This is a genomic window from Klebsiella sp. DY2415 (assembly GCF_026314315.1).
In the GTDB taxonomy this organism is placed as follows: Bacteria; Pseudomonadota; Gammaproteobacteria; order Enterobacterales; family Enterobacteriaceae; genus Klebsiella; species Klebsiella ornithinolytica.
In genome coordinates this window covers 2,017,871-2,037,425 of the sequence record NZ_CP111115.1, presented here as the reverse complement: position 1 = coordinate 2,037,425, position 19,555 = coordinate 2,017,871, and the positions used below count along the sequence as shown (strand labels likewise).

The window sequence follows — 19,555 nt, the reverse complement described above, 5'->3', positions numbered from 1 at the left end:
CCCACTACACTTGCTGAATGGCGGTTGTTATTCTACTCCACACAAAGAGTCGACAGGGTGTCGCGCATGCAAAATGCACAAAAGGTCATTTCGACATACCGTCGTAAGCGGATTGTCATTTGTTTGATTGTTGCGCTCCTGACGTTGACGACCACGTTGGCGATCCGATTTATTTCGCAGCGTAGTTTAAATCAGCAGCGTGTCCAGATGACCACCAATAAAATGGTGGTGGCGATGGATAAAATTTTACGCCCGTTATCGGAACAACACCTTTCGCTGCTTCAGCTGGTGGGGAAACCCTGCGAGGATGTGCGTCTGCCGCTGCGCAAACTGGCGGCCTCGCTACAGACCGTGCGTTCGATCGTGCTGGTTAAGTCGAATATTCTCTACTGCTCTAGCATCTTTGGCGATCGCAACGTCTCTATTCATCAGCTGCAACCCGACCTGCCAGTCCAGCGGGAGCTGCTGGCTTTTTCAACCGATAACACGCTGCTGGTCGGTTCGCCCATCTTAATTCAATGGTATCCCTCGGCGTTCAATAGCGCCGACGGCGTGATGATGATCATCAATATTGAGCTGCTGGGAGAGTTAATTCTCAACGCAAAATCATCGTTGATTACCGGTATTGGACTGAGCGTCGGCCCCCGCAACTTTATCAGCGGGACCGGGGTGGTTGATCATCCGGTGCTTCCCGGCGAGTCTGTGATATACCGTCAACATTCGACCCAGTTCCCGTTTGCCATCAACGTCAGCGGTCCCGGCGCTTCCGCTATCGCCCTCCACGAACTGCCGGGCGAACTGCCGCTGGCGCTGATCCTGAGTCTACTGATGACCGGAATAGCCTGGCTGGCTACCGCGGGCAGGATGAGTTTTTCCCGGGAAATCAGCCTCGGCATCGCCGCCCGCGAATTCAAGCTGTGGTGCCAACCGTTGAAGGATCTGCATTCGGGAAAATGTACCGGCGTCGAGATTTTACTCCGCTGGAACAATCCGCGACGGGGAAACATATCGCCGGATGTGTTCATTCCTATCGCCGAAGGCTACAACCTGATCATTCCCCTCACCCGCTATGTCATTGCAGAAACCGCACGCCAGCTTTCGCTATTCCCCCACGATAAACATTTTCACATTTCGATTAATGTCGCCGCTCGCCATTTTGCCGAGGGTGAACTGCTGCGCGATCTGCATAAACTCTGGTTCAGCGCCTACCCGGTGCAGCAGCTGGTGGTTGAACTCACCGAGCGGGACGTGCTTCAGGACGGCGATCACCACATGGCGGAACATCTGCATTTCAGAGGCGTGCACCTGGCTATCGATGACTTTGGCACCGGCAACAGCTCGCTCTCCTGGCTGGAAAAACTGCGGCCTGACGTGCTGAAAATTGATAAATCCTTTACCAGCGCTATCGGTATCGACAGCGTGAATGCGACGGTAACGGATATCATTATTGCGCTGGCGCACCGGCTGAATATTGTGACGGTGGCAGAAGGTGTGGAGACCCGGCAGCAGGACGAATATTTGCGGCGCCACGGCGTTGATATCCTGCAGGGATTTTACTATGCCAGGCCGATGCCGGTTGAAGACTTTCCGCAGTGGCTGGCGGCCCGACGTCAGGTCGAGGCGATGGCAGATAATAAAACCGGCCGGCCTCCAGCGGAGACCGGCCGATCAGTTTGACGACACCGGAGGATTATTCTTCTTCCTGGCTGTCATGCACCGTTTTGACTACGCGCACCAGATCGACACGATAGTCGTTCGCTTCGAGGACGGTAAACTGCAGCGGCGCCCGCTCAACAATATCGCCGGTACGCGGTATATGGCCGTTCACGGCAATGACCAGTCCGGCTACCGTCGCAATATCCTCATCTTCATCGACGATGTCATCGAGCCCGACCGCCTGCTGTAAGGCATGCAGATCGGTTGATCCTTTAATCAGCCAACCGTCGCCATCCGCGACGATTTCCGGCGTCTCATCGGCATCAGGGAACTCCCCGGCGATGGCTTCAAGGACATCCAGCGGCGTCACCAGCCCCTGCACCACGCCAAACTCGTTGGTCACGATGACGAAGCTTCCGCGAGCGCGACGCAGCACCCCCAGCAGATTGATAGGATCCAGCGTTTCCGGGACCACAATCGCCGGCGAAGCCGAGGCTAATGCGGCGACGTTCTCACCGGCCTCCAGCGCCACCAGCATCTCTTTGGCCCGTACGATACCAATGATTTCATCCAGTTCGCCCCGGCATACCGGGAACAGACTGTGCGGCGAAGAGAGCAGCTGACGGCGAATTTCTTCTTCGCTTTGTTCCGCATTCACCCAGCTGATTTCACCGCGCGGCGTCATGATGCTGCGCAATGAACGCTGTGCCAGGGTCAGGACGCCGTTAATCATATAGCGCTCTTCTTCCGCAAACGCCCCTTCCGGCACCGGAACCGGCGCCGGGCTCTCGCCATCGTGGCTCACGGCGTGCTGTTTGCGCCCGCCCATCATGCGCAGGATAGCGTCAGCCGTGCGTGCGCGTAACGGCAGCGTCGACTGGTGACGAATAAAGTTGCGTCGTGCCACCTGGTTGAAGAACTCAATGGTGATCGAGAAGCCGATAGCGGCGTACAGGTACCCTTTCGGAATATGGAAACCGAAGCCTTCAGCCACCAGGCTCAGGCCGATCATCAGCAGGAAGCTCAGACAGAGCACCACGACCGTCGGATGCTGGTTCACGAAACGGGTCAGCGGCTTAGAGGCCAGCAGCATCACCATCATCGCAATGACCACCGCGGCCATCATCACCGGCAGATGGTTGACCATCCCGACGGCGGTAATGACTGCATCCAGCGAGAAGACCGCATCCAGCACGACGATTTGTAACACCACCACCCAGAAACTGGCATAACCTTTACCATGACCGGCATCGTGCTGGCGGTTCTCCAGCCGTTCATGCAGTTCCGTCGTCGCTTTAAACAGCAGGAATATCCCCCCGAGCAGCATGATGAGATCGCGCCCGGAAAAAGAGAAATCCGCAATGCTGAACAGCGGTTTGGTTAAGGTCACCATCCACGAGATGACTGACAGCAGCCCCAGACGCATAAACAGCGCCAGCGACAGACCGATCAGCCGCGCTTTGTCACGCTGTTTCGGCGGCAGTTTATCCGCGAGGATAGCGATAAAGACCAGGTTGTCGATACCGAGGACGATTTCAAGGACGACCAGCGTCAATAAACCGACCCAGATAGAGGGATCCATTAAGAATTCCATGAGTTGCTCCAGTTCACGACAGACGGAGTCATCGCGATGTCACGCACGGCAGAGACAATCGTTGCTGGTAAAAAAGCGTAGCAGGTAGCGGTGGCAGAAAAATGCCAGAAGGTGAAAAGACGTCGATGAGGGTCCATACAGCGGGCTATGCCCTATACTCCTGAGTAATTAAACGGAAGCTAAACATAGCAAAAAATGGAGGAAGATTGGAAAAAATTTTACCAGTCTTTGCAATAGGTAAGCCTATTTTTTGCGCTGCGAAATTATTAATCGCAGATGCGTGATTAACGGATCTTCATCACATTAATTATTTTTTCACTATCTAAAATAATTCGCGGTAGTAATTATTTTAGATCTTACACCCTCACTGAATCGATTTTGTTCGCAAGAGTGATTCAGGATGTATCACCACAGATGATGCATTCACGATAATAAAGGAGGTAGCAAGTGACGATTGCTATTGTAATAGGCACACATGGTTGGGCTGCAGAACAACTGCTGAAAACCGCAGAAATGCTGTTGGGCGAGCAGGAAAACGTTGGCTGGATCGATTTCGTTCCCGGTGAAAATGCCGAAACGTTAATTGAGAAATACAACGCACAGCTGGCAAAGCTGGACACAACTAAGGGCGTGTTATTTCTCGTCGATACGTGGGGAGGTAGTCCATTTAATGCCGCCAGCCGCATTGTCGTCGATAAAGAACATTACGAAGTGATTGCTGGCGTCAACATTCCGATGCTGGTCGAAACGCTGATGGCGCGCGACGACGATCCGTCGTTCGACGAGCTGGTGGCTCTGGCGGTAGAAACCGGTCGTGAAGGCGTGAAGGCGCTGAAAGCGAAAGCGGTGGAAAAAGTCGCTCCGGCGCCGGTTAAGGCAGCAGCCAAAGCGGCAGCCCCGGCAAAACCAATGGGTCCGAACGACTACATGGTCATCGGCCTGGCGCGTATTGATGACCGTCTCATTCATGGTCAGGTGGCCACCCGCTGGACCAAAGAAACCAACGTTACCCGTATTATTGTCGTGAGTGATGAAGTGGCGGCGGATACCGTGCGCAAAACGTTACTGACTCAGGTTGCTCCTCCGGGCGTGACGGCCCACGTTGTCGACGTTGCGAAGATGATTCGCGTCTACAACAACCCGAAATACGCAGGCGATCGCGTCATGCTGCTGTTTACCAACCCTACCGACGTCGAACGTGTCGTTGAAGGCGGCGTGAAAATCACCACCGTCAATATTGGTGGTATGGCTTTCCGTCAGGGTAAAACGCAGGTGAACAACGCCGTTTCGGTCGATGAAAAAGATATTGAAGCATTTAAAAAGCTAAATGCCCGCGGTATCGAGCTGGAAGTCCGCAAAGTTTCCACCGACCAGAAACTGAAAATGATGGACCTGATTGGCAAGGTAACGAAATAACCTTGCGGGTCGCGCCCCAGTTTTCAACTTAAGACTTAATCAACAGGAGAAGTACAATGGAGATTACCCTTCTTCAGATTGTGCTGGTGTTCATCGTCGCGTGTATTGCGGGTATGGAGTCGGTACTTGATGAATTTCAGTTCCACCGTCCTCTGGTCGCGTGTACGTTGATCGGTGCCGTTCTCGGCGATATGAAAACCGGTATCATCATCGGTGGTACCCTGGAAATGATCGCCCTGGGCTGGATGAACATCGGTGCGGCGGTTGCGCCGGATGCCGCGCTGGCATCCATCATTTCTACCGTTCTGGTTATTGCCGGTCATCAGGGTATCGGCGCCGGTATCGCACTGGCTATCCCGCTGGCGGCAGCAGGCCAGGTTCTGACCATCATCGTTCGTACCATTACCGTAGCCTTCCAGCACGCGGCGGATAAAGCGGCGGAAAATGGCAACCTGACGGCGATTTCGTGGCTCCACGTCTCTTCGTTGTTCCTGCAGGCTATGCGTATCGCTATCCCGGCGGTCATCGTGGCTATCTCCGTCGGAACCAGCGAAGTTCAGGGCATGCTGAATGCGATTCCTGAAGTGGTCACCAGCGGTCTGAACATCGCCGGCGGCATGATCGTGGTCGTTGGTTACGCGATGGTCATCAACATGATGCGCGCAGGCTACCTGATGCCGTTCTTCTACCTTGGCTTCGTCACCGCTGCGTTCACTAACTTCAACCTGGTTGCGCTGGGGGTGATTGGCGCGGTAATGGCTATCCTCTACATCCAGCTGAGCCCGAAATACAACCGCGTAGCGGGTGCGCCAGCGCAGGCTGCTGGTAATAACGATCTCGATAACGAACTGGACTAACAGGTGAGCGAAATGGTTGATATGACTAAAAATACCACCGAGAAAAAACTCACTCCGAGTGACATTCGTGGCGTGTTCATTCGTTCTAACCTGTTCCAGGGGTCATGGAACTTCGAACGTATGCAGGCGCTGGGCTTCTGCTTCTCTATGGTACCGGCTATTCGTCGCCTGTATCCGGAGAACAACGATGCGCGTAAGCAGGCAATTAAGCGTCACCTGGAGTTCTTTAACACTCACCCGTACGTCGCAGCGCCCGTTCTGGGCGTAACGCTGGCGATGGAAGAGCAGCGTGCAAACGGTGCCGAGATCGATGATGGTGCCATCAACGGTATCAAAGTCGGTCTGATGGGGCCGCTGGCTGGCGTCGGCGACCCGATCTTCTGGGGTACCGTGCGTCCGGTATTTGCGGCATTGGGCGCCGGTATCGCGATGAGCGGCAGCCTGTTAGGCCCGCTGTTGTTCTTTATTCTGTTCAACGCCGTCCGTCTGCTGACCCGTTACTACGGCGTGGCATACGGTTACAGCAAAGGTGTCGATATCGTTAAGGATATGGGCGGCGGCTTCCTGCAGAAACTGACCGAGGGGGCGTCAATTCTCGGCCTGTTTGTCATGGGGGCGTTGGTTAACAAGTGGACGCATGTGAACATTCCGCTGGTGGTGTCAAAAATCACCGGTTCAGATGGTCAGGTTCACGTAACGACCGTACAGACTATCCTTGACCAGCTGATGCCGGGCCTGGTGCCTCTGCTGCTGACTTTCGCCTGTATGTGGCTGCTGCGTAAGAAAGTTAACGCCCTGTGGATTATCGTCGGCTTCTTCGTCATCGGTATCGTCGGCTACGCTATCGGCCTGCTGGGCCTGTAATAATCCTGTTGTCCGCCGGGGGCTTGCCCCCGGCTTTTTTTTCACTGGAGGATAGATGACAATCACGGATCTGGTGCTGATTCTGTTTATTGTTGTTCTGCTGGCGTTTGCCATTTATGACCAGTTTATTATGCCCCGTCGCAACGGCCCGTTACTCCTGGCCATCCCCCTGCTCCGCCGCAGTCGCGTTGACGGGATCATCTTCGTCGGCCTGATCGCCATTCTGATTTATAACAATATCATCAGTCACGGTGCGCTAATCACCACATGGTTATTATCTGCGCTGGCGTTAATGGGGTTGTTTCTGTTCTGGATCCGGACGCCGAAAATCATCTTCAAACCAACTGGTTTTTTCTTCGCCAATATCTGGATTGAATATAAGCGAATTAAAGCGATGAATTTATCGGAAGATGGCGTACTGGTGATGCAATTAGAACAGCGGCGCCTGCTTATTCGTGTACGAAACATCGACGATCTGGAAAAGATATACAAACTTCTCGTTTCAACTCAGTAAGTTACTAATATAGCCAACGCTATATTTCAGCGATTTCTGGCAGATGGATATATAGCCATGGCTATATTCCGTCTGCGCACTTTACTTATATTTATTAACGAATTATTTACCCATAAATTCAAATGAAAATCGTTATCATTTGGTTATCGAAATAAATAAATCCTGTTATTGTTTTATATTCTAAAAATATGTTAAGGTTGCGCCCGTCGTTGGGGAGTAGCCGGTTTCCTGCCTGCCAGGAAATGTGCGTGTCAACATACTCGTTGCAAAACGTGGCACGTACGGGTTGAAGAAGGTGTTCAATCAGGCGAGACCATAGACACATCACCGCTGTACGCATACCTGAATCGCGGGCTGCGTATATCTACTGGGGGCTGTGATGTGTCATATGGATTTTCCCCGGTCAGGACGCAATCATGAACATCTCCGCTACGATTCTTCTTGCCTTTGGCATGTCCATGGACGCCTTCGCGGCCTCTATCGGTAAAGGCGCCACCTTACACAAACCTAAGTTCTCCGAAGCGCTGCGCACCGGGTTAATTTTCGGCGCCATCGAAACGCTCACCCCGCTTGTCGGCTGGGGGATGGGGATGCTCGCCAGCCAGTTCGTGCTGGAGTGGAATCACTGGATCGCGTTCGTGCTGCTGGTCTTTCTCGGCGGACGTATGGTCATCGAAGGTTTTCGTACAACCGAAGATGAGGCGTGTGAAGCGCCTCGTCGCCATGGTTTCTGGCTGCTGGTCACCACCGCCTTCGCCACCAGTCTCGATGCGATGGCCGTCGGCGTCGGCCTGGCATTCCTGCAGGTAAATATTATCGCCACCGCGCTGGCTATCGGCTGCGCAACGCTGGTGATGTCGACGCTGGGGATAATGGTCGGACGGTTTATCGGCCCGCTGCTGGGCAAACGAGCCGAAATTCTTGGTGGTATTGTCCTGATGGGTATCGGCGCCCAGATTCTCTGGAGCCATTTCGCCGGTTAGTTCTCAGGCCTCACGCTGCCAGCAGTGAATCATAAAATCGGTCTGGCAGCGGAAAGTCGCCTGCGCGCGCAGCGTTTCACGCACCGCTGGCTTCGCCCGCCACGCGAATGGCGTCATCTGCAGCAGCGCTTCAGCCTCGGCCCCGGTCAGCTGCATCGGATAGGCCAGCTGCTGCTGCTGGCTTAATGTAAAACCGGCCATCTGTTCATGATTTTGCTCATGCAGACGCACCTCATCGTAAATCAACCCTTTCAGCTCCAGCAAATGACGCGGCCCCGGCGTGGCGGTAATGACCCAGCCGCCGGGTCTGACCACCCGCGCCAGCTCCTGCGCATTACAAGGGGCATAAATTCGCACCACCGCATCCAGGCTGGCGTCGTCGAACGGCAGACGCTGGCTCGATGCGACGCAAAAGTTAACCTGCGGATAGCGTCTGGCCGCCGCGCGAATGGCCGACTTTGAGACGTCCAGCCCCCAACAATGAGCGGCGATGGCGGCAAACGCATGGGTGTAATACCCTTCCCCGCAGCCGATATCAAGCAGGCGCTCAGGGGCAGCGACGGACAGAAAGTCGCTAATGGCATCACGCAGAGGTTGATAGTGGCCCGCGTCGAGAAACGCCCGCCGCGCCTGCATCATCTCCGCGCTATCGCCCGGATCGCGAGACCGCTTAAACTGCACCGGCAGTAAATTGACATACCCCTCTTTCGCCAGATCGAACTGGTGCCGCTGCGGGCAGATATAGCTATTATCGCGGCGGGAAAGCGGCGCGTGGCAAAGTGGGCAACTGTATGACATGACAACTCCGGTGTCGCTGAAAGGGCGAAAGTGTAGCGCTATTCGCCCTTTCAGACCACTGTTACAACGCCGGCGGATCGGCATCCCCGCTATGCATCACAATCAGATTTTCCGAACCTTGTGGCATACCGTCCGGCATCACATTTTCCAGCCGCAGCACATCTCCCATGATCTGGCTAAAGACCGGTGCAGAAACCGCCCCACCATAATAGGCGCCATTGCTGGGGTCGTTAATCACCACCACCAGCGCAAACTGCGGACGACTGGCGGGCGCCACGCCTGCGGTATACGCCACATATTTATCGATATATTTACCGTCAGGACCGATTTTTTTCGCGGTCCCGGTTTTCACCGCAATGCGATAATCGCGCACCGCCGCTTTGGTTCCGCCGCCGCCCGGCAACGCCACGCTCTCCATCATATGCTCCACTTCATGCACTATCGGTTCTGGCATAACCCGCGTGCCGATAACCGGCGGGTCGATACGGGTAATCGAGAGCGGTCGTTCGATACCGAAGCCGCCGATCGTGGCATAAACGTGCGCCAGCTGCAGCGGAGTCACCATCAGACCATATCCGAAGGCAAAGGTCGCGCGGTCCAGCTGGCCCCAATAGCGCCGTTGCGGCATCAGTCCGGCGCTTTCACCGGTCAGCCCCAGCCCGGTCGGGTCGCCAAAACCGAACGCTTTATAGGTATCGATCAGGTGTTGAACCGGCATGGCCAGCGACAGATGCGAAACGCCGGTATCGCTGGATTTTTGCAAAATGCCGGTCAATGACAGTTCGGGATAATAGCCAACGTCACGAATGCGGTGACCATCAAGCACAAAGGGATGGGTATCCACTACGCTGTCCGGCTGCACAATCCCCTGCTGTAAAGCCGTCATCACTACCAGCGGTTTTACCGTCGAGCCCGGCTCAAAGGTGTCACTGATGGCGCGGTTGCGAAAATCATCGAGCCTGGCGTTGTCACGATTATTGGGATTGAAGTCCGGATAGCTGGCCATCGCCAGTATCTCGCCGGTATCAATCTTAATCAGTACCGCCGCCCCTGATTCCGCCTTATTCCAGTTCACGGCGTTATCCAGCGCATCTTCAGTCACCGTCTGCAGACGTTCGTCGATACTCAGCTGAATATTATGCGCAGGCACCGCCGGCATCTCGGTGATATTTTCAATCACGTGGCCATGACGATCTTTACGCACCAGCCGGCGCCCCGGCTTTCCGGTAAGCTGGACATTAAAGCTTTTCTCAATCCCCTCAATGCCCTGGTTATCGATATTAGTAAACCCCAACAGGTTAGCCGCCACGTGCCCCGCGGGATAGAAGCGGCGCGACTCATCGCGCAGGTTGATCCCTGGCAGGTGCAGTTTGTCGATCCATTCGGCCTGCTCCGGGTTAACCTGACGGGCCAGATAGATGAACCGCATATGCGGATGGCTCTCAACGCGTTTGGCCAGTTCGCTCAGATTGAGGTGCAGCGCCTCCGCCATCGCCTGCCAGCGCGGGCCATAGCCGACGCCGCCCTTTTGCATAATGGTTTGCGGGTCGGCCCAGATAGCGCTCACCGGCACGCTGACCGCCAGCGGGCGGTTCTCGCGGTCGCTGATGGTTCCACGCTGTACATCGATGGGTTCTTCGCGCAACGAACGCATATCTTCTTGTTTCACCAGGTTATCTGGAGAAACGATTTGCAGCCAGGCTACCCGCCCCAACAGTATTCCGAGACACCCGAGAATTGCCACGCACAACAGCCCAAAACGAAGAGGGGTGAAATGAGCAACTGACTTATTTTTGTACTTTAGCACCGTAGCTCCAGCATTATATTGCAACCCTCTGATTTAACAGAAAATCGGCACAACAGGATGCGAAACTATGCGAATAAGGATGTTGTTTTGCAACAAAGCGCGACGGAGGGGGAAAAATGGAAATGTTTTGCAATAAAGACTAAAAAGCCCCGCAGAGGCGAGGCTTTTCTTACAAGATGAGTGGTCTTGAATCAGATAGCAGTAACGTTAACTGCTGCCGGACCTTTCTGGCCGTCCTGAATTTCGAACTCAACGTTCTGGCCTTCAGCCAGAGTTTTGAAGCCATTACCCTGGATAGCGGAGAAGTGTACGAACACATCTTTGCTGCCATCAGCCGGAGTAATGAAACCAAAACCTTTAGACTCGTTGAACCACTTAACTTGACCTTTAATCTTTGCCATTTGCAAAATTCCTTAGACTGTTTTCTTCGCCCACAGGCGCTTACATAGATAAAACTGACACATTACTGCATGAGGCACTAATATAAGGTTCGGCAGAGAAGCGGTATTCAACGACAACGTGTTTACTCAGGACTTCTTTACTGAAAATGCCACACATAAACAGAACTGTACCTCGTTTAACCCGAAAGGTGTTATCACATACAACGTAAATAATGGCAAGCCATTTTTAAACGTGTCTCGATCCTTCGCACAAATTATAAGGTAATCATTTGATCGCCTGCACATTTATGCGTCTTTGCCGCCCAGGGTTGCCCTCGCTGCTACCGTAGGATTCGCAATATAGCCAACCCCATGATTGCAACTTTTTTACCATAGCTCAACAACTTCGGTTCGTCCAGGTACCTGGCTATTCAAACACCACATTTTCAGCAAGCACCGTCAGGAGCGGTGCATAATGATGCGTATAAAAGGTCATATCTATAGTTGAAATTTCGCTTAAATTCTGCGGAGGTAAAGATATAAAATCGTCACCCGCTCACGTTATAAATATTATTTATAATACAATTTAAACATGAAGCATTAATGACGATATTTTTTCATCAGACAATTAAAACAGATTGTTATTATTTAATTTGATTAACTAAAAAATCAATGGCGTCAATAGCCAGAATTGGGAGCGGGAACACACTCAGGGCGCGAGGAAGTGTAACAAAACGATCGGGAAGGATAAGAAAAAGTTATAGCCTCTCCGTGATCCAGGTGCACACCGACGCGGTGCACACCTGTCAGTCAGTTACCGTTCGGCGACGAGACGGATAAAGTCGTCATCGTCTTTCTCTCCCGCCGAAGTCTTAGTAACCTCTTCTTTCTCAGGCTCATTGGCTTCACAGAGACGGCGCAGCAGCGCATTTTGCCGCTTTTGCTGGTCCAGTAACGCCTGCAGCAGTTCAATCTGCTGATTGGTGCGCGAACTTGCGCGATTAACAAAAAACCATAACAACAAACCGACAAGCAGCAGCACAACGGACAGTGCCAGCGATGCCAGATTTAAGATCCCAGGATTCAGTAACTCACTCATTTCACCACCTCAAAGAGAAGGCGTCCATTCTACCACTCGCGCAGCAGAAGGAAATCGGTCGTCATAAAAATGTCTTACCAGGGGATAAACTTGTTGATTGTGCAGATGCCGCTGAAAAACTGTACATCTTGATCGCACATTACGTTAAGCATCTGAGTCCACAGCAACAAACAGCCCGCTATGATGACTATCAGCAAAACCCAGCGTACTTTTTTCACTCCATTCTCCGCATCAGTATCAGATGTTTCCAGGATAACATGAGCATCTTAAACCGTGGCTAACTGTAATACGAAAGACAAGTTTAGGAATCATAGACTTGTTTCAATACGTGTAGCTGTCAAAATAGGCGCAGGGATAATGTAAACCATGAGGCAACAATGCGATTAATCATTCGTTCCATTGTAGTACTGGCTATCGTATGGATTGGGATATTATTGAGCGGCTATGGCATTCTTATTGGCAGCAATGAGAATGCTGCGGGACTGGGGCTTCAGTGTAAATATCTGACCGCTCGCGGCACCAGTACCGCACAATACGTTCATTCTGATAGCGGTATTATCGGTGTTACCGACTGCCCGATTTTACGCAAAAGCGAAACCGTTATCGACAAAGGTTAATGCGTAAAAGCGACAGCGGGAAACGTATTCCCGCTGTCGCTTAACTGACCAGGCTGCCCTTCGGATCAGAATGGATAGTCGTTATAGCCCATCTGTTCAGAAATCTTACGCGCCGCCGTGTGCAGCATCTCCACGTATTCACTCAGACGCTCTTCCGAGAAACGCAGAGTCGGGAAAGAGATACTCAGACCTGCAATCACCACGCCAAAGCGGTCGAAAACCGGTACGCCGATGCAGCGCAGTCCCTCTTCCTGTTCTTCATTATCTTCACCGTAGCCCTGCTGACGAACCTGATCCAGGACGCCAAGCAGCGCTTCCGTACTGGTAATGGTCCGCTCGGTGCTGCGTTTGTATTCGACGCCTTCAAGAATTTGCTCAACTTCAGCGCGATCGCGCCACGCCAGCAGCACTTTGCCGATAGCGGTACTGTACAACGGGTTGCGGCGACCGATTCGTGAGTACATCCGCAGGTTGTACATCGAGTCGATTTTGTGGATATAGACGATGCTATCTTCATCCAGCGCCCCCAGGTGGATCGTCTCTTTCGTCAGCCGCGAAAGTTCACGCATCTGGATATCGGCACTGCGGACCAGATCGACATTCTGTAGCGCACGCGCGCCCAGTTCGAACAGCTTGAGCGTCAGGGAGTATTTCTCGGATTCACCTTCCTGCGCCACATAGCCCAGCGATTTCATGGTTTGCAAAAAGCGATAAACGGTGCTTTTTGACATCATGACGCGCTGGGACAGTTCGGTTATGCCAATTTCACGCTCTTCACCAAGCGCCTGCAGAATGCCAAAAACCTTCAATACCGAAGAGACAGAATCTGGCTGCTTATCCAAATCTGCAACTGCCATTTATCACCTCATCGTAACTGTTTTATAAAAATCAGAACCGGTTTTTATTATAAATTCGCATCGCGCCCCCCGCAATCGTTCTTCTGCTCATTCGTTACAAATCTGCGACATACAGCCGAATAATCAATGCTAAAATCATTACTCAGAGAATAATTACCCTAAAGACATACATTCAACATGGATAAAAACATTTCCGATGGCCTGCCTTTGCCGCAGCGCTACGGCGCAATTCTGACCATCGTTTTAGGGTTAGCCATGGCGGTGCTCGACGGCGCAATCGCTAACGTGGCCCTGCCGACTATTGCCACCGATTTAAACGCCTCGCCGGCGGCGTCAATCTGGATTGTCAACGCCTACCAGATAGCTATCGTGATTGCCCTTCTGCCGCTCTCTTTTCTCGGCGATATGTTTGGCTATCGGCGTATCTATAAAATCGGCCTTGCGCTGTTTACTCTGACCTCGCTCGCCTGCGCACTTTCCCATAGTCTGGAGATGCTGACCCTTGCCCGCGTCGCGCAGGGCCTTGGCGGCGCCGCCCTGATGAGCGTCAATACGGCGCTGATCCGGCTTATTTTCCCGCAGCGTTTTCTCGGACGCGGGATGGGGATTAACTCCTTCGTGGTGGCGGTTTCATCGGCCGCTGGCCCCACTATTGCGGCAGCGATTCTCTCGGTGGCCTCCTGGCAATGGCTGTTTTTTATTAATATTCCGCTCGGGATTGTTTCGCTTATCCTCGCCATGCGTTACCTGCCGGCGAACGTTGGCCGGAGCAAAATCACCCGTTTCGATCTTCCCAGCGCCATAATGAATGCGCTGACGTTTGGCCTGTTGATCACCGCTCTCGGCGGTTTTGCCCAGGGTCAGTCGGGACGACTCGTGCTTGCAGAAGTGGCCGCGATGCTGGTTATCGGTTTCTTCTTTGTGCGCCGCCAGCTGCAGATGCCGGTACCGCTGTTGCCGATTGACCTGCTGCGCATCCCGCTGTTTTCCCTGTCTATCTGTACCTCTGTTTGCTCGTTCTGCGCGCAAATGCTGGCGCTGGTTTCCCTGCCCTTCTTCCTGCAGTCGGTGATGGGCCGTAGCGAAGTCGAAACCGGCTTACTGCTGACGCCGTGGCCTCTGGCTACCATGGTGATGGCGCCGCTGGCGGGTTATATGATTGAGAAAGTGCACGCGGGATTACTGGGGGCAATCGGTCTGCTGGTGATGGCCTGCGGCCTGTTTGGCCTCGCGCTGTTGCCCTCCTCGCCTTCCGATCTGGATATTATCTGGCGCATGGCGCTGTGCGGCGCCGGTTTTGGCCTGTTCCAGTCGCCGAACAACCATACCATTGTCTCTTCCGCACCGGCCCAGCGCAGCGGCGGCGCCAGCGGAATGCTGGGGACCGCGCGACTGCTCGGTCAAAGTACCGGTGCGGCACTGGTTGCCCTGCTACTTAACCTGCAGGGCAACAGCGGCACCCACAGCGCACTGCTGCTGGCCGGTGGGCTGGCGGTGATTGCCGCAACCGTCAGCGGGCTTCGCGTAACCCAGCCCCGTCCGGGACAATAGCCGCTCTCCTCAGGCTTCAGCCCAAAAAAAATCCGCAGCCCGGGGGGCCGCGGATTTTTTTAGCTATTCTGCAACAACGTTACTTCAGGTATTCGCCACTGCGCAGCGCTTCAATACGCTTATCCAGCGGCGGGTGAGTCATGAACAGTTCGCTCATTGACTTCGCCTTACCGTTAATGCAGAACGCCATCATGCTGCTGGCTTCCTGCGGTTCATAGCTGGTTTTCAGGCGCTGCAGCGCGGCAATCATTTTCTCACGCCCAACCAGTCTGGCAGACCCGGCATCGGCGTGGAATTCACGATAGCGCGAGAACCACATGGTAATAATGCTGGCCAGAATACCGAACACCAGTTCCAGCACGGTCGCTACGGCAAAGTAAATCAGCGGGTTACCGTTGCTGCTTTCACTGTCATCCCGGTTTCCGCCCAGAAAGCCGGCGGCAATCTGCGCGATAACACGCGAGATAAAGATAACGAAGGTGTTCACCACCCCCTGAATCAGCGTCATAGTGACCATGTCACCGTTGGCGATGTGGCTGATTTCGTGGGCGATGACCGCTTCGGCTTCGTCACGACTCATGTTTTGCAGCAGCCCGGTGCTCACGGCGACCAGAGAAGCATCGCGGCGGGCGCCGGTGGCAAACGCGTTGATATCCGGCGCATGGTAGATGGCGACCTGCGGCATGCCAATACCCGCCTGCTGCGCCTGCTGTGCGACGGTGTTCATCAGCCAGCGTTCTGTTTCATTGCGCGGCTGCTCAATCACTTCCCCACCCACGGATTTCAGTGCCATCCATTTCGACATCATCAGCGAAACGATCGATCCACCAAAACCAAAAAGCAGCGCCATGATCAGTAACCCGGTCATGCTGCTTGACTGAATTCCCGTCAGGCTTAACACCAGCCCGAATACCACCATCACCGCCAGGTTGGTCAACAGGAACAGCGCGATTCGCATCATAATTTTCTTTTAACCTCGATTTAACAAAACGCACTATGCGATTACCCATATCGTATGGGTAGAACGCCAATTTTCAACGATCAGGCCCCGCTAAGTCACGAGAAAAACACAACTTTACATTTTGTCACAGCGAACTGACATCTGCGTAAGTTGTTGACATTTTGTATGTCTAAGAGAGGCCGGTCGGGGGGATGACGGAAAGAAAAACGGGCACAATCATTGTGCCCGTTGGGTGCTTATTTGCTGACCGGCGGTTCTACCGCGGGCATCTCTTTCTCAAGATGCGCAAGGTCTACCGCAATGTGGACCGTCTCATCAAGATACGGATCCGGCTCCTGGTAGTCCTTCGGCAGATCGTCCAGTTTCTTCAGCGGCGGTTTACCTTCGCGCTTCAGACGATCGTTAATCCGTGCCAGGCGAGTCGCATCGTCTTCTTCGTTCTCTTTTTCACGCTGAGCGTAGTTGAGAGAAACGATATAACGCTTATCTTTCATTGCGTTATAGCGAGCGATGTCCTTCATGATGTACTGGAACTCGGGATCTTTGGCGATGCGCTCATTATGCAGCTTCAGCAGCTGCGGATCGAACGGTTTCAAATCACCGGATTTCACGTAGGTCGCCGCATTGACGCTATCCCACGGCAGCGCGTTATCTTCATACTGCTCACCGGTTTCACGATCTTCGCTACCGGTCGGCATCATGATATCCGGCGTGACGCCTTTACGTTGGGTACTGCCGCCGTTAATGCGGTAGAACTTCTGAATGGTGTACTGTACAGAGCCCAGCGCCGGCCAGTCAGGGCGCAGCATCTGATCGTAAATCCGGTTCAGCGAGCGATACTGCTGAACGGTGCCTTTACCAAAGGTCGGCTCGCCAACAATTAAGCCGCGACCGTAATCCTGCATGGCGGCAGCGAAGATTTCAGAGGCCGAAGCACTGAAACGATCGACCAACACCACCAGCGGGCCTTTATAGTACACCACGCCATCGGTATCGCTGTCTTCACGCACTTTGCCGTTGTTGTCACGGACCTGAACCACTGGGCCAGACGGGATAAACAGACCGGAGAGTGAAACGGCTTCGGTCAGCGCCCCGCCGCCATTGCTGCGCAGGTCGATAACAATGCTGCTGACGTTCTGTTTCTCCAGCTTCTGGAGCTGCACCTTGACGTCGTCCGTCAGGCCAACGTAGAAGCCCGGGATATCCAGCACGCCGACTTTCTCTTTGCCGACGGTTTTCACCGACATCTTCACCGCGCGGTCTTCGAGACGAATACGCTCTCGGGTTAGCGTGACGATGCGGGTTTTCGCGCCCTTACCAGCAGGCAGAACTTCGAGGCGCACTTTGCTGCCCTTCGGCCCTTTAATCAGCGCAACAACGTCATCCAGACGCCAGCCGATAACGTCAACCATGCCTTTACCGGACTGGCCGACGCCGACGATACGATCGCCGACGGCGATCGATTTGCTCTTCGCCGCCGGACCACCGGCTACCAGCGAATTGATGACCGTATAGTCGTCATCCATCTGCAGTACCGCGCCGATGCCCTCTAACGACAGGCTCATTTCGGTATTGAACTGTTCGGTATTGCGCGGGGACAGATAGTTGGTGTGCGGGTCAATCTCGCGAGCAAAAGCAGTCATCACCATCGAGAACACATCTTCGCTGTTGGACTGCGCCAGGCGACGAATGGCGAACTTGTAGCGACGCGTTAAGGTATCGCGAATTTCTTTGTCATCTTTGCCAGTAAGCTTGAGGCTCAGCTGGTCAAACTTAACCTTGGCATCCCACAGCGCGTTGAGCTCGGCTTCGTCTTTCGGCCAGGGGGCTTTGCTGCGGTCAAGGTTGAAGTTGTCGTTGCCGGTAAAGTCCATCGGACGTTCCAGCACCTTCAATGCATACTGATAGCGCTCAAAACGACGCTTCTGCGCCAGGTTATACAGGTCGTAAAAAACGTCCAGCTTTCCGGTACGCAGCTCATCGCCGATTTGATTCTTCTTCGCCGAGAACTGAGCGATATCGCTGGCCAACAGCACATTGTGGCTGTAGTCCAGCAGATTCAGATAGCGGTCGAAAATTTTTGCCGAGAAGGCGTTGTCGAGATCAAATTGCCGGTAGTGAGAACGGGTAAAGCGCGAGGTAACGCGCTCACTCACCGTCGCGTGCTGCGGCTCTTCTTTCAGCACGGGAATTTGATCGACTCGAGTAATATCGTCCACGGCGAACGCATGGCCTGCTATTGCTAGCAGGCCCGCAAGCGCGGTGAGCTTAAAGAATGTGTTCATGCCTGGCCCGGCCTCCGTTTCAGAACACCAGGTGTTCTGCGCGTACAATCATTGACATACCAGAAGTCAGCTGTACACGAACGCCATCTTTGGTGATTTCCAGAACGGTGGCGTCCATTGCGTTGTTGCCTGCTTTCACCTTCAGAGCCTGGCCAACGCTTAACGCGGTCAGATCTGATACAGGGGTATGACGCTCTTCACGCGGTGCTTTTGCAACGGCTGGACGCGGCTTACGCTGTTCGGTGCCTTCTTTGCGACGAACCTGAGGACGTGGCTTACGCTCACGACGAGCACCGTCTTCCTGCTGACCCGCAGCGGCGGCGGCTTCGCGCTTTTTAGCCTGCTGGCTTGCGCGCTGCGCCTGAACGCGAGCTTTTGCTTCTTCGAGCTGCTGACGAGCGTGAGCAACATGCTGCTCTTCCAGTTCGCCGCACGGGTTGCCGTCAAGGTCAACGCGAACTGCGCCTGGCTTAACGCCGTACAGATAGCGCCAGCTCGAAGTATAAAGACGTAAAGCGGCACGAAGTTGGGTTTTGCTGAGATTCATCTCCCCCCCAACACGCTCCACGAGATCCTGAAAAATACCGACTTTCAGGGGGCGAGCTTCACCTTCAGCGCTGAAGCACTGAGGGAAACGTTCGGCCAGAAACGCGATAACTTCTTTACTGCTATTCAACTTAGGTTGATTTTCCATGAAATTTCCTGATTACAACGGACGTAGCCAACAAGCCGCAGGCATGAACAGGCGTCATTATAATGACGCCATCGCTAAATGCTACGTTATCCGTTGATTATCCTGCGACGTGGGCGAATATTTTTTGATAGTCAGTCGCAGAAATGAGTTTTTCCAGATGCGCGACCAGTTCAGCCAGCCCCTGCTCATCCTCAGCGGTGAAGCGGGAGAAGGCGGTGCTGTCGATATCCAGAACGCCAATAATCTGATTGTTCACCTGCAGCGGAAAGACGATTTCCGAATTGCTGGCGGCATCACACGCGATATGTCCATCGAAGGCATGAACATCTTCCACCCGCTGAACGCGATTTTGCGCAACGGCCGCACCGCATACGCCTCGCCCAACCGGAATCCGTACGCAGGCCAGTTTGCCCTGGAATGGTCCTAAAACCAGCGTGTCCCCTTCAAGCAGATAGAAACCTGCCCAGTTAACCTCGGTCAGGCGCTCAAACAGCAGCGCGCTGGTATTAGAGATCATCGCCAAAAAACTGGTTTCACCTGCCATTAAAGCCTGAAAATCACGGTTCAAATCCGCGTAAAATTCTGTTTTGTTCATTATCTGGTCACTTAGTTGTCTTACTGC

Annotated in this window: 20 protein-coding genes; 8 read left to right on the top strand and 12 right to left on the bottom strand. The window is 53.6% G+C overall.

The features are described from left to right. The first annotated feature begins 66 nt into the window (after positions 1 to 66). Complete coding sequence (locus OQV00_RS09470; RefSeq protein WP_064367733.1) at positions 67 to 1,677, top strand: EAL domain-containing protein; 1,611 nt, start codon at positions 67 to 69, stop codon at positions 1,675 to 1,677. A 13-nt stretch (positions 1,678 to 1,690) separates the two neighbouring features. Here OQV00_RS09470 and yoaE read toward each other — a convergent pair whose 3' ends face one another. Beyond that, positions 1,691 to 3,250, bottom strand: a complete 1,560-nt coding sequence (gene yoaE / locus OQV00_RS09465; RefSeq protein WP_004863902.1) for a CNNM family cation transport protein YoaE — start codon at positions 3,248 to 3,250, stop codon at positions 1,691 to 1,693. Positions 3,251 to 3,697: 447 nt separating this feature from the next. Here yoaE and manX point away from each other — a divergent pair, with 447 nt between their 5' ends. From manX to mntP, 5 genes are all read left to right on the top strand, one after another. Continuing rightward, positions 3,698 to 4,666 (top strand): PTS mannose transporter subunit IIAB, encoded by a 969-nt coding sequence (gene manX, locus OQV00_RS09460; RefSeq protein WP_004863905.1) that lies wholly within the window; start codon positions 3,698 to 3,700, stop codon positions 4,664 to 4,666. A gap of 56 nt (positions 4,667 to 4,722) precedes the next feature. Beyond that, a complete protein-coding gene (locus OQV00_RS09455) occupies positions 4,723 to 5,523 on the top strand; it encodes a PTS mannose/fructose/sorbose transporter subunit IIC (RefSeq protein ID WP_004863908.1) in 801 nt (266 codons plus the stop codon). A 12-nt stretch (positions 5,524 to 5,535) separates the two neighbouring features. Beyond that, positions 5,536 to 6,387 carry a PTS mannose transporter subunit IID gene (locus OQV00_RS09450; protein WP_004863911.1) on the top strand — a complete coding sequence of 284 codons (852 nt, stop codon included), beginning with the start codon at positions 5,536 to 5,538 and terminating at the stop codon, positions 6,385 to 6,387. Positions 6,388 to 6,442: 55 nt separating this feature from the next. Beyond that, entirely contained in the window at positions 6,443 to 6,901 is a 459-nt protein-coding gene (locus OQV00_RS09445) for a DUF986 family protein (protein WP_004863915.1), read from the top strand. 416 nt (positions 6,902 to 7,317) lie between these two features. After that, positions 7,318 to 7,884 (top strand): manganese efflux pump MntP, encoded by a 567-nt coding sequence (mntP, locus tag OQV00_RS09440; protein ID WP_004863916.1) that lies wholly within the window; start codon positions 7,318 to 7,320, stop codon positions 7,882 to 7,884. Between the two features lie 3 nt (positions 7,885 to 7,887). Here mntP and rlmA read toward each other — a convergent pair whose 3' ends face one another. The 6 genes from rlmA to mgrB all read right to left on the bottom strand — a co-directional run bounded on the left by rlmA (position 7,888) and on the right by mgrB (position 12,186). Beyond that, entirely contained in the window at positions 7,888 to 8,682 is a 795-nt protein-coding gene (gene rlmA, locus OQV00_RS09435) for a 23S rRNA (guanine(745)-N(1))-methyltransferase (protein ID WP_032717106.1), read from the bottom strand. A gap of 61 nt (positions 8,683 to 8,743) precedes the next feature. Then, positions 8,744 to 10,489 (bottom strand): peptidoglycan glycosyltransferase FtsI, encoded by a 1,746-nt coding sequence (gene ftsI / locus OQV00_RS09430; protein ID WP_266280224.1) that lies wholly within the window; start codon positions 10,487 to 10,489, stop codon positions 8,744 to 8,746. Between the two features lie 191 nt (positions 10,490 to 10,680). Further along, positions 10,681 to 10,890, bottom strand: a complete 210-nt coding sequence (gene cspE / locus OQV00_RS09425) for a transcription antiterminator/RNA stability regulator CspE (RefSeq protein WP_001062678.1) — start codon at positions 10,888 to 10,890, stop codon at positions 10,681 to 10,683. A 40-nt stretch (positions 10,891 to 10,930) separates the two neighbouring features. After that, a complete protein-coding gene (locus tag OQV00_RS09420; protein ID WP_049267871.1) occupies positions 10,931 to 11,047 on the bottom strand; it encodes a DUF2627 domain-containing protein in 117 nt (38 codons plus the stop codon). A gap of 636 nt (positions 11,048 to 11,683) precedes the next feature. After that, positions 11,684 to 11,968: a YebO family protein gene (locus tag OQV00_RS09415; RefSeq protein WP_004863926.1), complete on the bottom strand. Its 285-nt coding sequence runs from the start codon at positions 11,966 to 11,968 to the stop codon at positions 11,684 to 11,686. Between the two features lie 74 nt (positions 11,969 to 12,042). Further along, positions 12,043 to 12,186: a PhoP/PhoQ regulatory lipoprotein MgrB gene (mgrB, locus tag OQV00_RS09410; RefSeq protein WP_015584020.1), complete on the bottom strand. Its 144-nt coding sequence runs from the start codon at positions 12,184 to 12,186 to the stop codon at positions 12,043 to 12,045. Between the two features lie 159 nt (positions 12,187 to 12,345). Here mgrB and OQV00_RS09405 point away from each other — a divergent pair, with 159 nt between their 5' ends. Next, entirely contained in the window at positions 12,346 to 12,585 is a 240-nt protein-coding gene (locus tag OQV00_RS09405) for a YobH family protein (RefSeq protein WP_004863927.1), read from the top strand. Between the two features lie 65 nt (positions 12,586 to 12,650). On the opposite strand, the gene kdgR is transcribed toward OQV00_RS09405, so the two are convergent. Further along, the gene (kdgR, locus tag OQV00_RS09400) at positions 12,651 to 13,442 is read right to left on the bottom strand and encodes a DNA-binding transcriptional regulator KdgR (RefSeq protein ID WP_004863930.1); all 792 of its coding nucleotides are present in this window, start codon (positions 13,440 to 13,442) and stop codon (positions 12,651 to 12,653) included. A gap of 177 nt (positions 13,443 to 13,619) precedes the next feature. Between kdgR and OQV00_RS09395 the strand changes: the two genes are divergently transcribed. Further along, complete coding sequence (locus OQV00_RS09395; protein ID WP_004863932.1) at positions 13,620 to 14,993, top strand: MFS transporter; 1,374 nt, start codon at positions 13,620 to 13,622, stop codon at positions 14,991 to 14,993. A 79-nt stretch (positions 14,994 to 15,072) separates the two neighbouring features. On the opposite strand, the gene htpX is transcribed toward OQV00_RS09395, so the two are convergent. From htpX to OQV00_RS09375, 4 genes are all read right to left on the bottom strand, one after another. Next, a complete protein-coding gene (gene htpX, locus OQV00_RS09390; RefSeq protein ID WP_004863936.1) occupies positions 15,073 to 15,954 on the bottom strand; it encodes a protease HtpX in 882 nt (293 codons plus the stop codon). 236 nt (positions 15,955 to 16,190) lie between these two features. Beyond that, positions 16,191 to 18,239, bottom strand: a complete 2,049-nt coding sequence (gene prc, locus OQV00_RS09385) for a carboxy terminal-processing peptidase (protein ID WP_004863939.1) — start codon at positions 18,237 to 18,239, stop codon at positions 16,191 to 16,193. A gap of 19 nt (positions 18,240 to 18,258) precedes the next feature. Then, positions 18,259 to 18,933 carry an RNA chaperone ProQ gene (proQ, locus tag OQV00_RS09380; protein WP_004863942.1) on the bottom strand — a complete coding sequence of 225 codons (675 nt, stop codon included), beginning with the start codon at positions 18,931 to 18,933 and terminating at the stop codon, positions 18,259 to 18,261. Between the two features lie 97 nt (positions 18,934 to 19,030). Continuing rightward, the gene (locus tag OQV00_RS09375; protein ID WP_015584018.1) at positions 19,031 to 19,528 is read right to left on the bottom strand and encodes a GAF domain-containing protein; all 498 of its coding nucleotides are present in this window, start codon (positions 19,526 to 19,528) and stop codon (positions 19,031 to 19,033) included. Positions 19,529 to 19,555: the final 27 nt, after the last annotated feature.

Coding starts and splice junctions, on each gene's coding strand:
- OQV00_RS09470 (WP_064367733.1), top strand. CDS start 67: ATGCAAAATGCACAAAAGGTCATTTCGACATACCGTCGTAAGCGGATT.
- yoaE (WP_004863902.1), bottom strand. CDS start 3,250: ATGGAATTCTTAATGGATCCCTCTATCTGGGTCGGTTTATTGACGCTG.
- OQV00_RS09455 (WP_004863908.1), top strand. CDS start 4,723: ATGGAGATTACCCTTCTTCAGATTGTGCTGGTGTTCATCGTCGCGTGT.
- OQV00_RS09450 (WP_004863911.1), top strand. CDS start 5,536: ATGGTTGATATGACTAAAAATACCACCGAGAAAAAACTCACTCCGAGT.
- OQV00_RS09445 (WP_004863915.1), top strand. CDS start 6,443: ATGACAATCACGGATCTGGTGCTGATTCTGTTTATTGTTGTTCTGCTG.
- mntP (WP_004863916.1), top strand. CDS start 7,318: ATGAACATCTCCGCTACGATTCTTCTTGCCTTTGGCATGTCCATGGAC.
- rlmA (WP_032717106.1), bottom strand. CDS start 8,682: ATGTCATACAGTTGCCCACTTTGCCACGCGCCGCTTTCCCGCCGCGAT.
- cspE (WP_001062678.1), bottom strand. CDS start 10,890: ATGGCAAAGATTAAAGGTCAAGTTAAGTGGTTCAACGAGTCTAAAGGT.
- OQV00_RS09420 (WP_049267871.1), bottom strand. CDS start 11,047: ATGTGTGGCATTTTCAGTAAAGAAGTCCTGAGTAAACACGTTGTCGTT.
- OQV00_RS09415 (WP_004863926.1), bottom strand. CDS start 11,968: ATGAGTGAGTTACTGAATCCTGGGATCTTAAATCTGGCATCGCTGGCA.
- OQV00_RS09405 (WP_004863927.1), top strand. CDS start 12,346: ATGCGATTAATCATTCGTTCCATTGTAGTACTGGCTATCGTATGGATT.
- kdgR (WP_004863930.1), bottom strand. CDS start 13,442: ATGGCAGTTGCAGATTTGGATAAGCAGCCAGATTCTGTCTCTTCGGTA.
- OQV00_RS09395 (WP_004863932.1), top strand. CDS start 13,620: ATGGATAAAAACATTTCCGATGGCCTGCCTTTGCCGCAGCGCTACGGC.
- htpX (WP_004863936.1), bottom strand. CDS start 15,954: ATGATGCGAATCGCGCTGTTCCTGTTGACCAACCTGGCGGTGATGGTG.
- prc (WP_004863939.1), bottom strand. CDS start 18,239: ATGAACACATTCTTTAAGCTCACCGCGCTTGCGGGCCTGCTAGCAATA.
- proQ (WP_004863942.1), bottom strand. CDS start 18,933: ATGGAAAATCAACCTAAGTTGAATAGCAGTAAAGAAGTTATCGCGTTT.
- OQV00_RS09375 (WP_015584018.1), bottom strand. CDS start 19,528: ATGAACAAAACAGAATTTTACGCGGATTTGAACCGTGATTTTCAGGCT.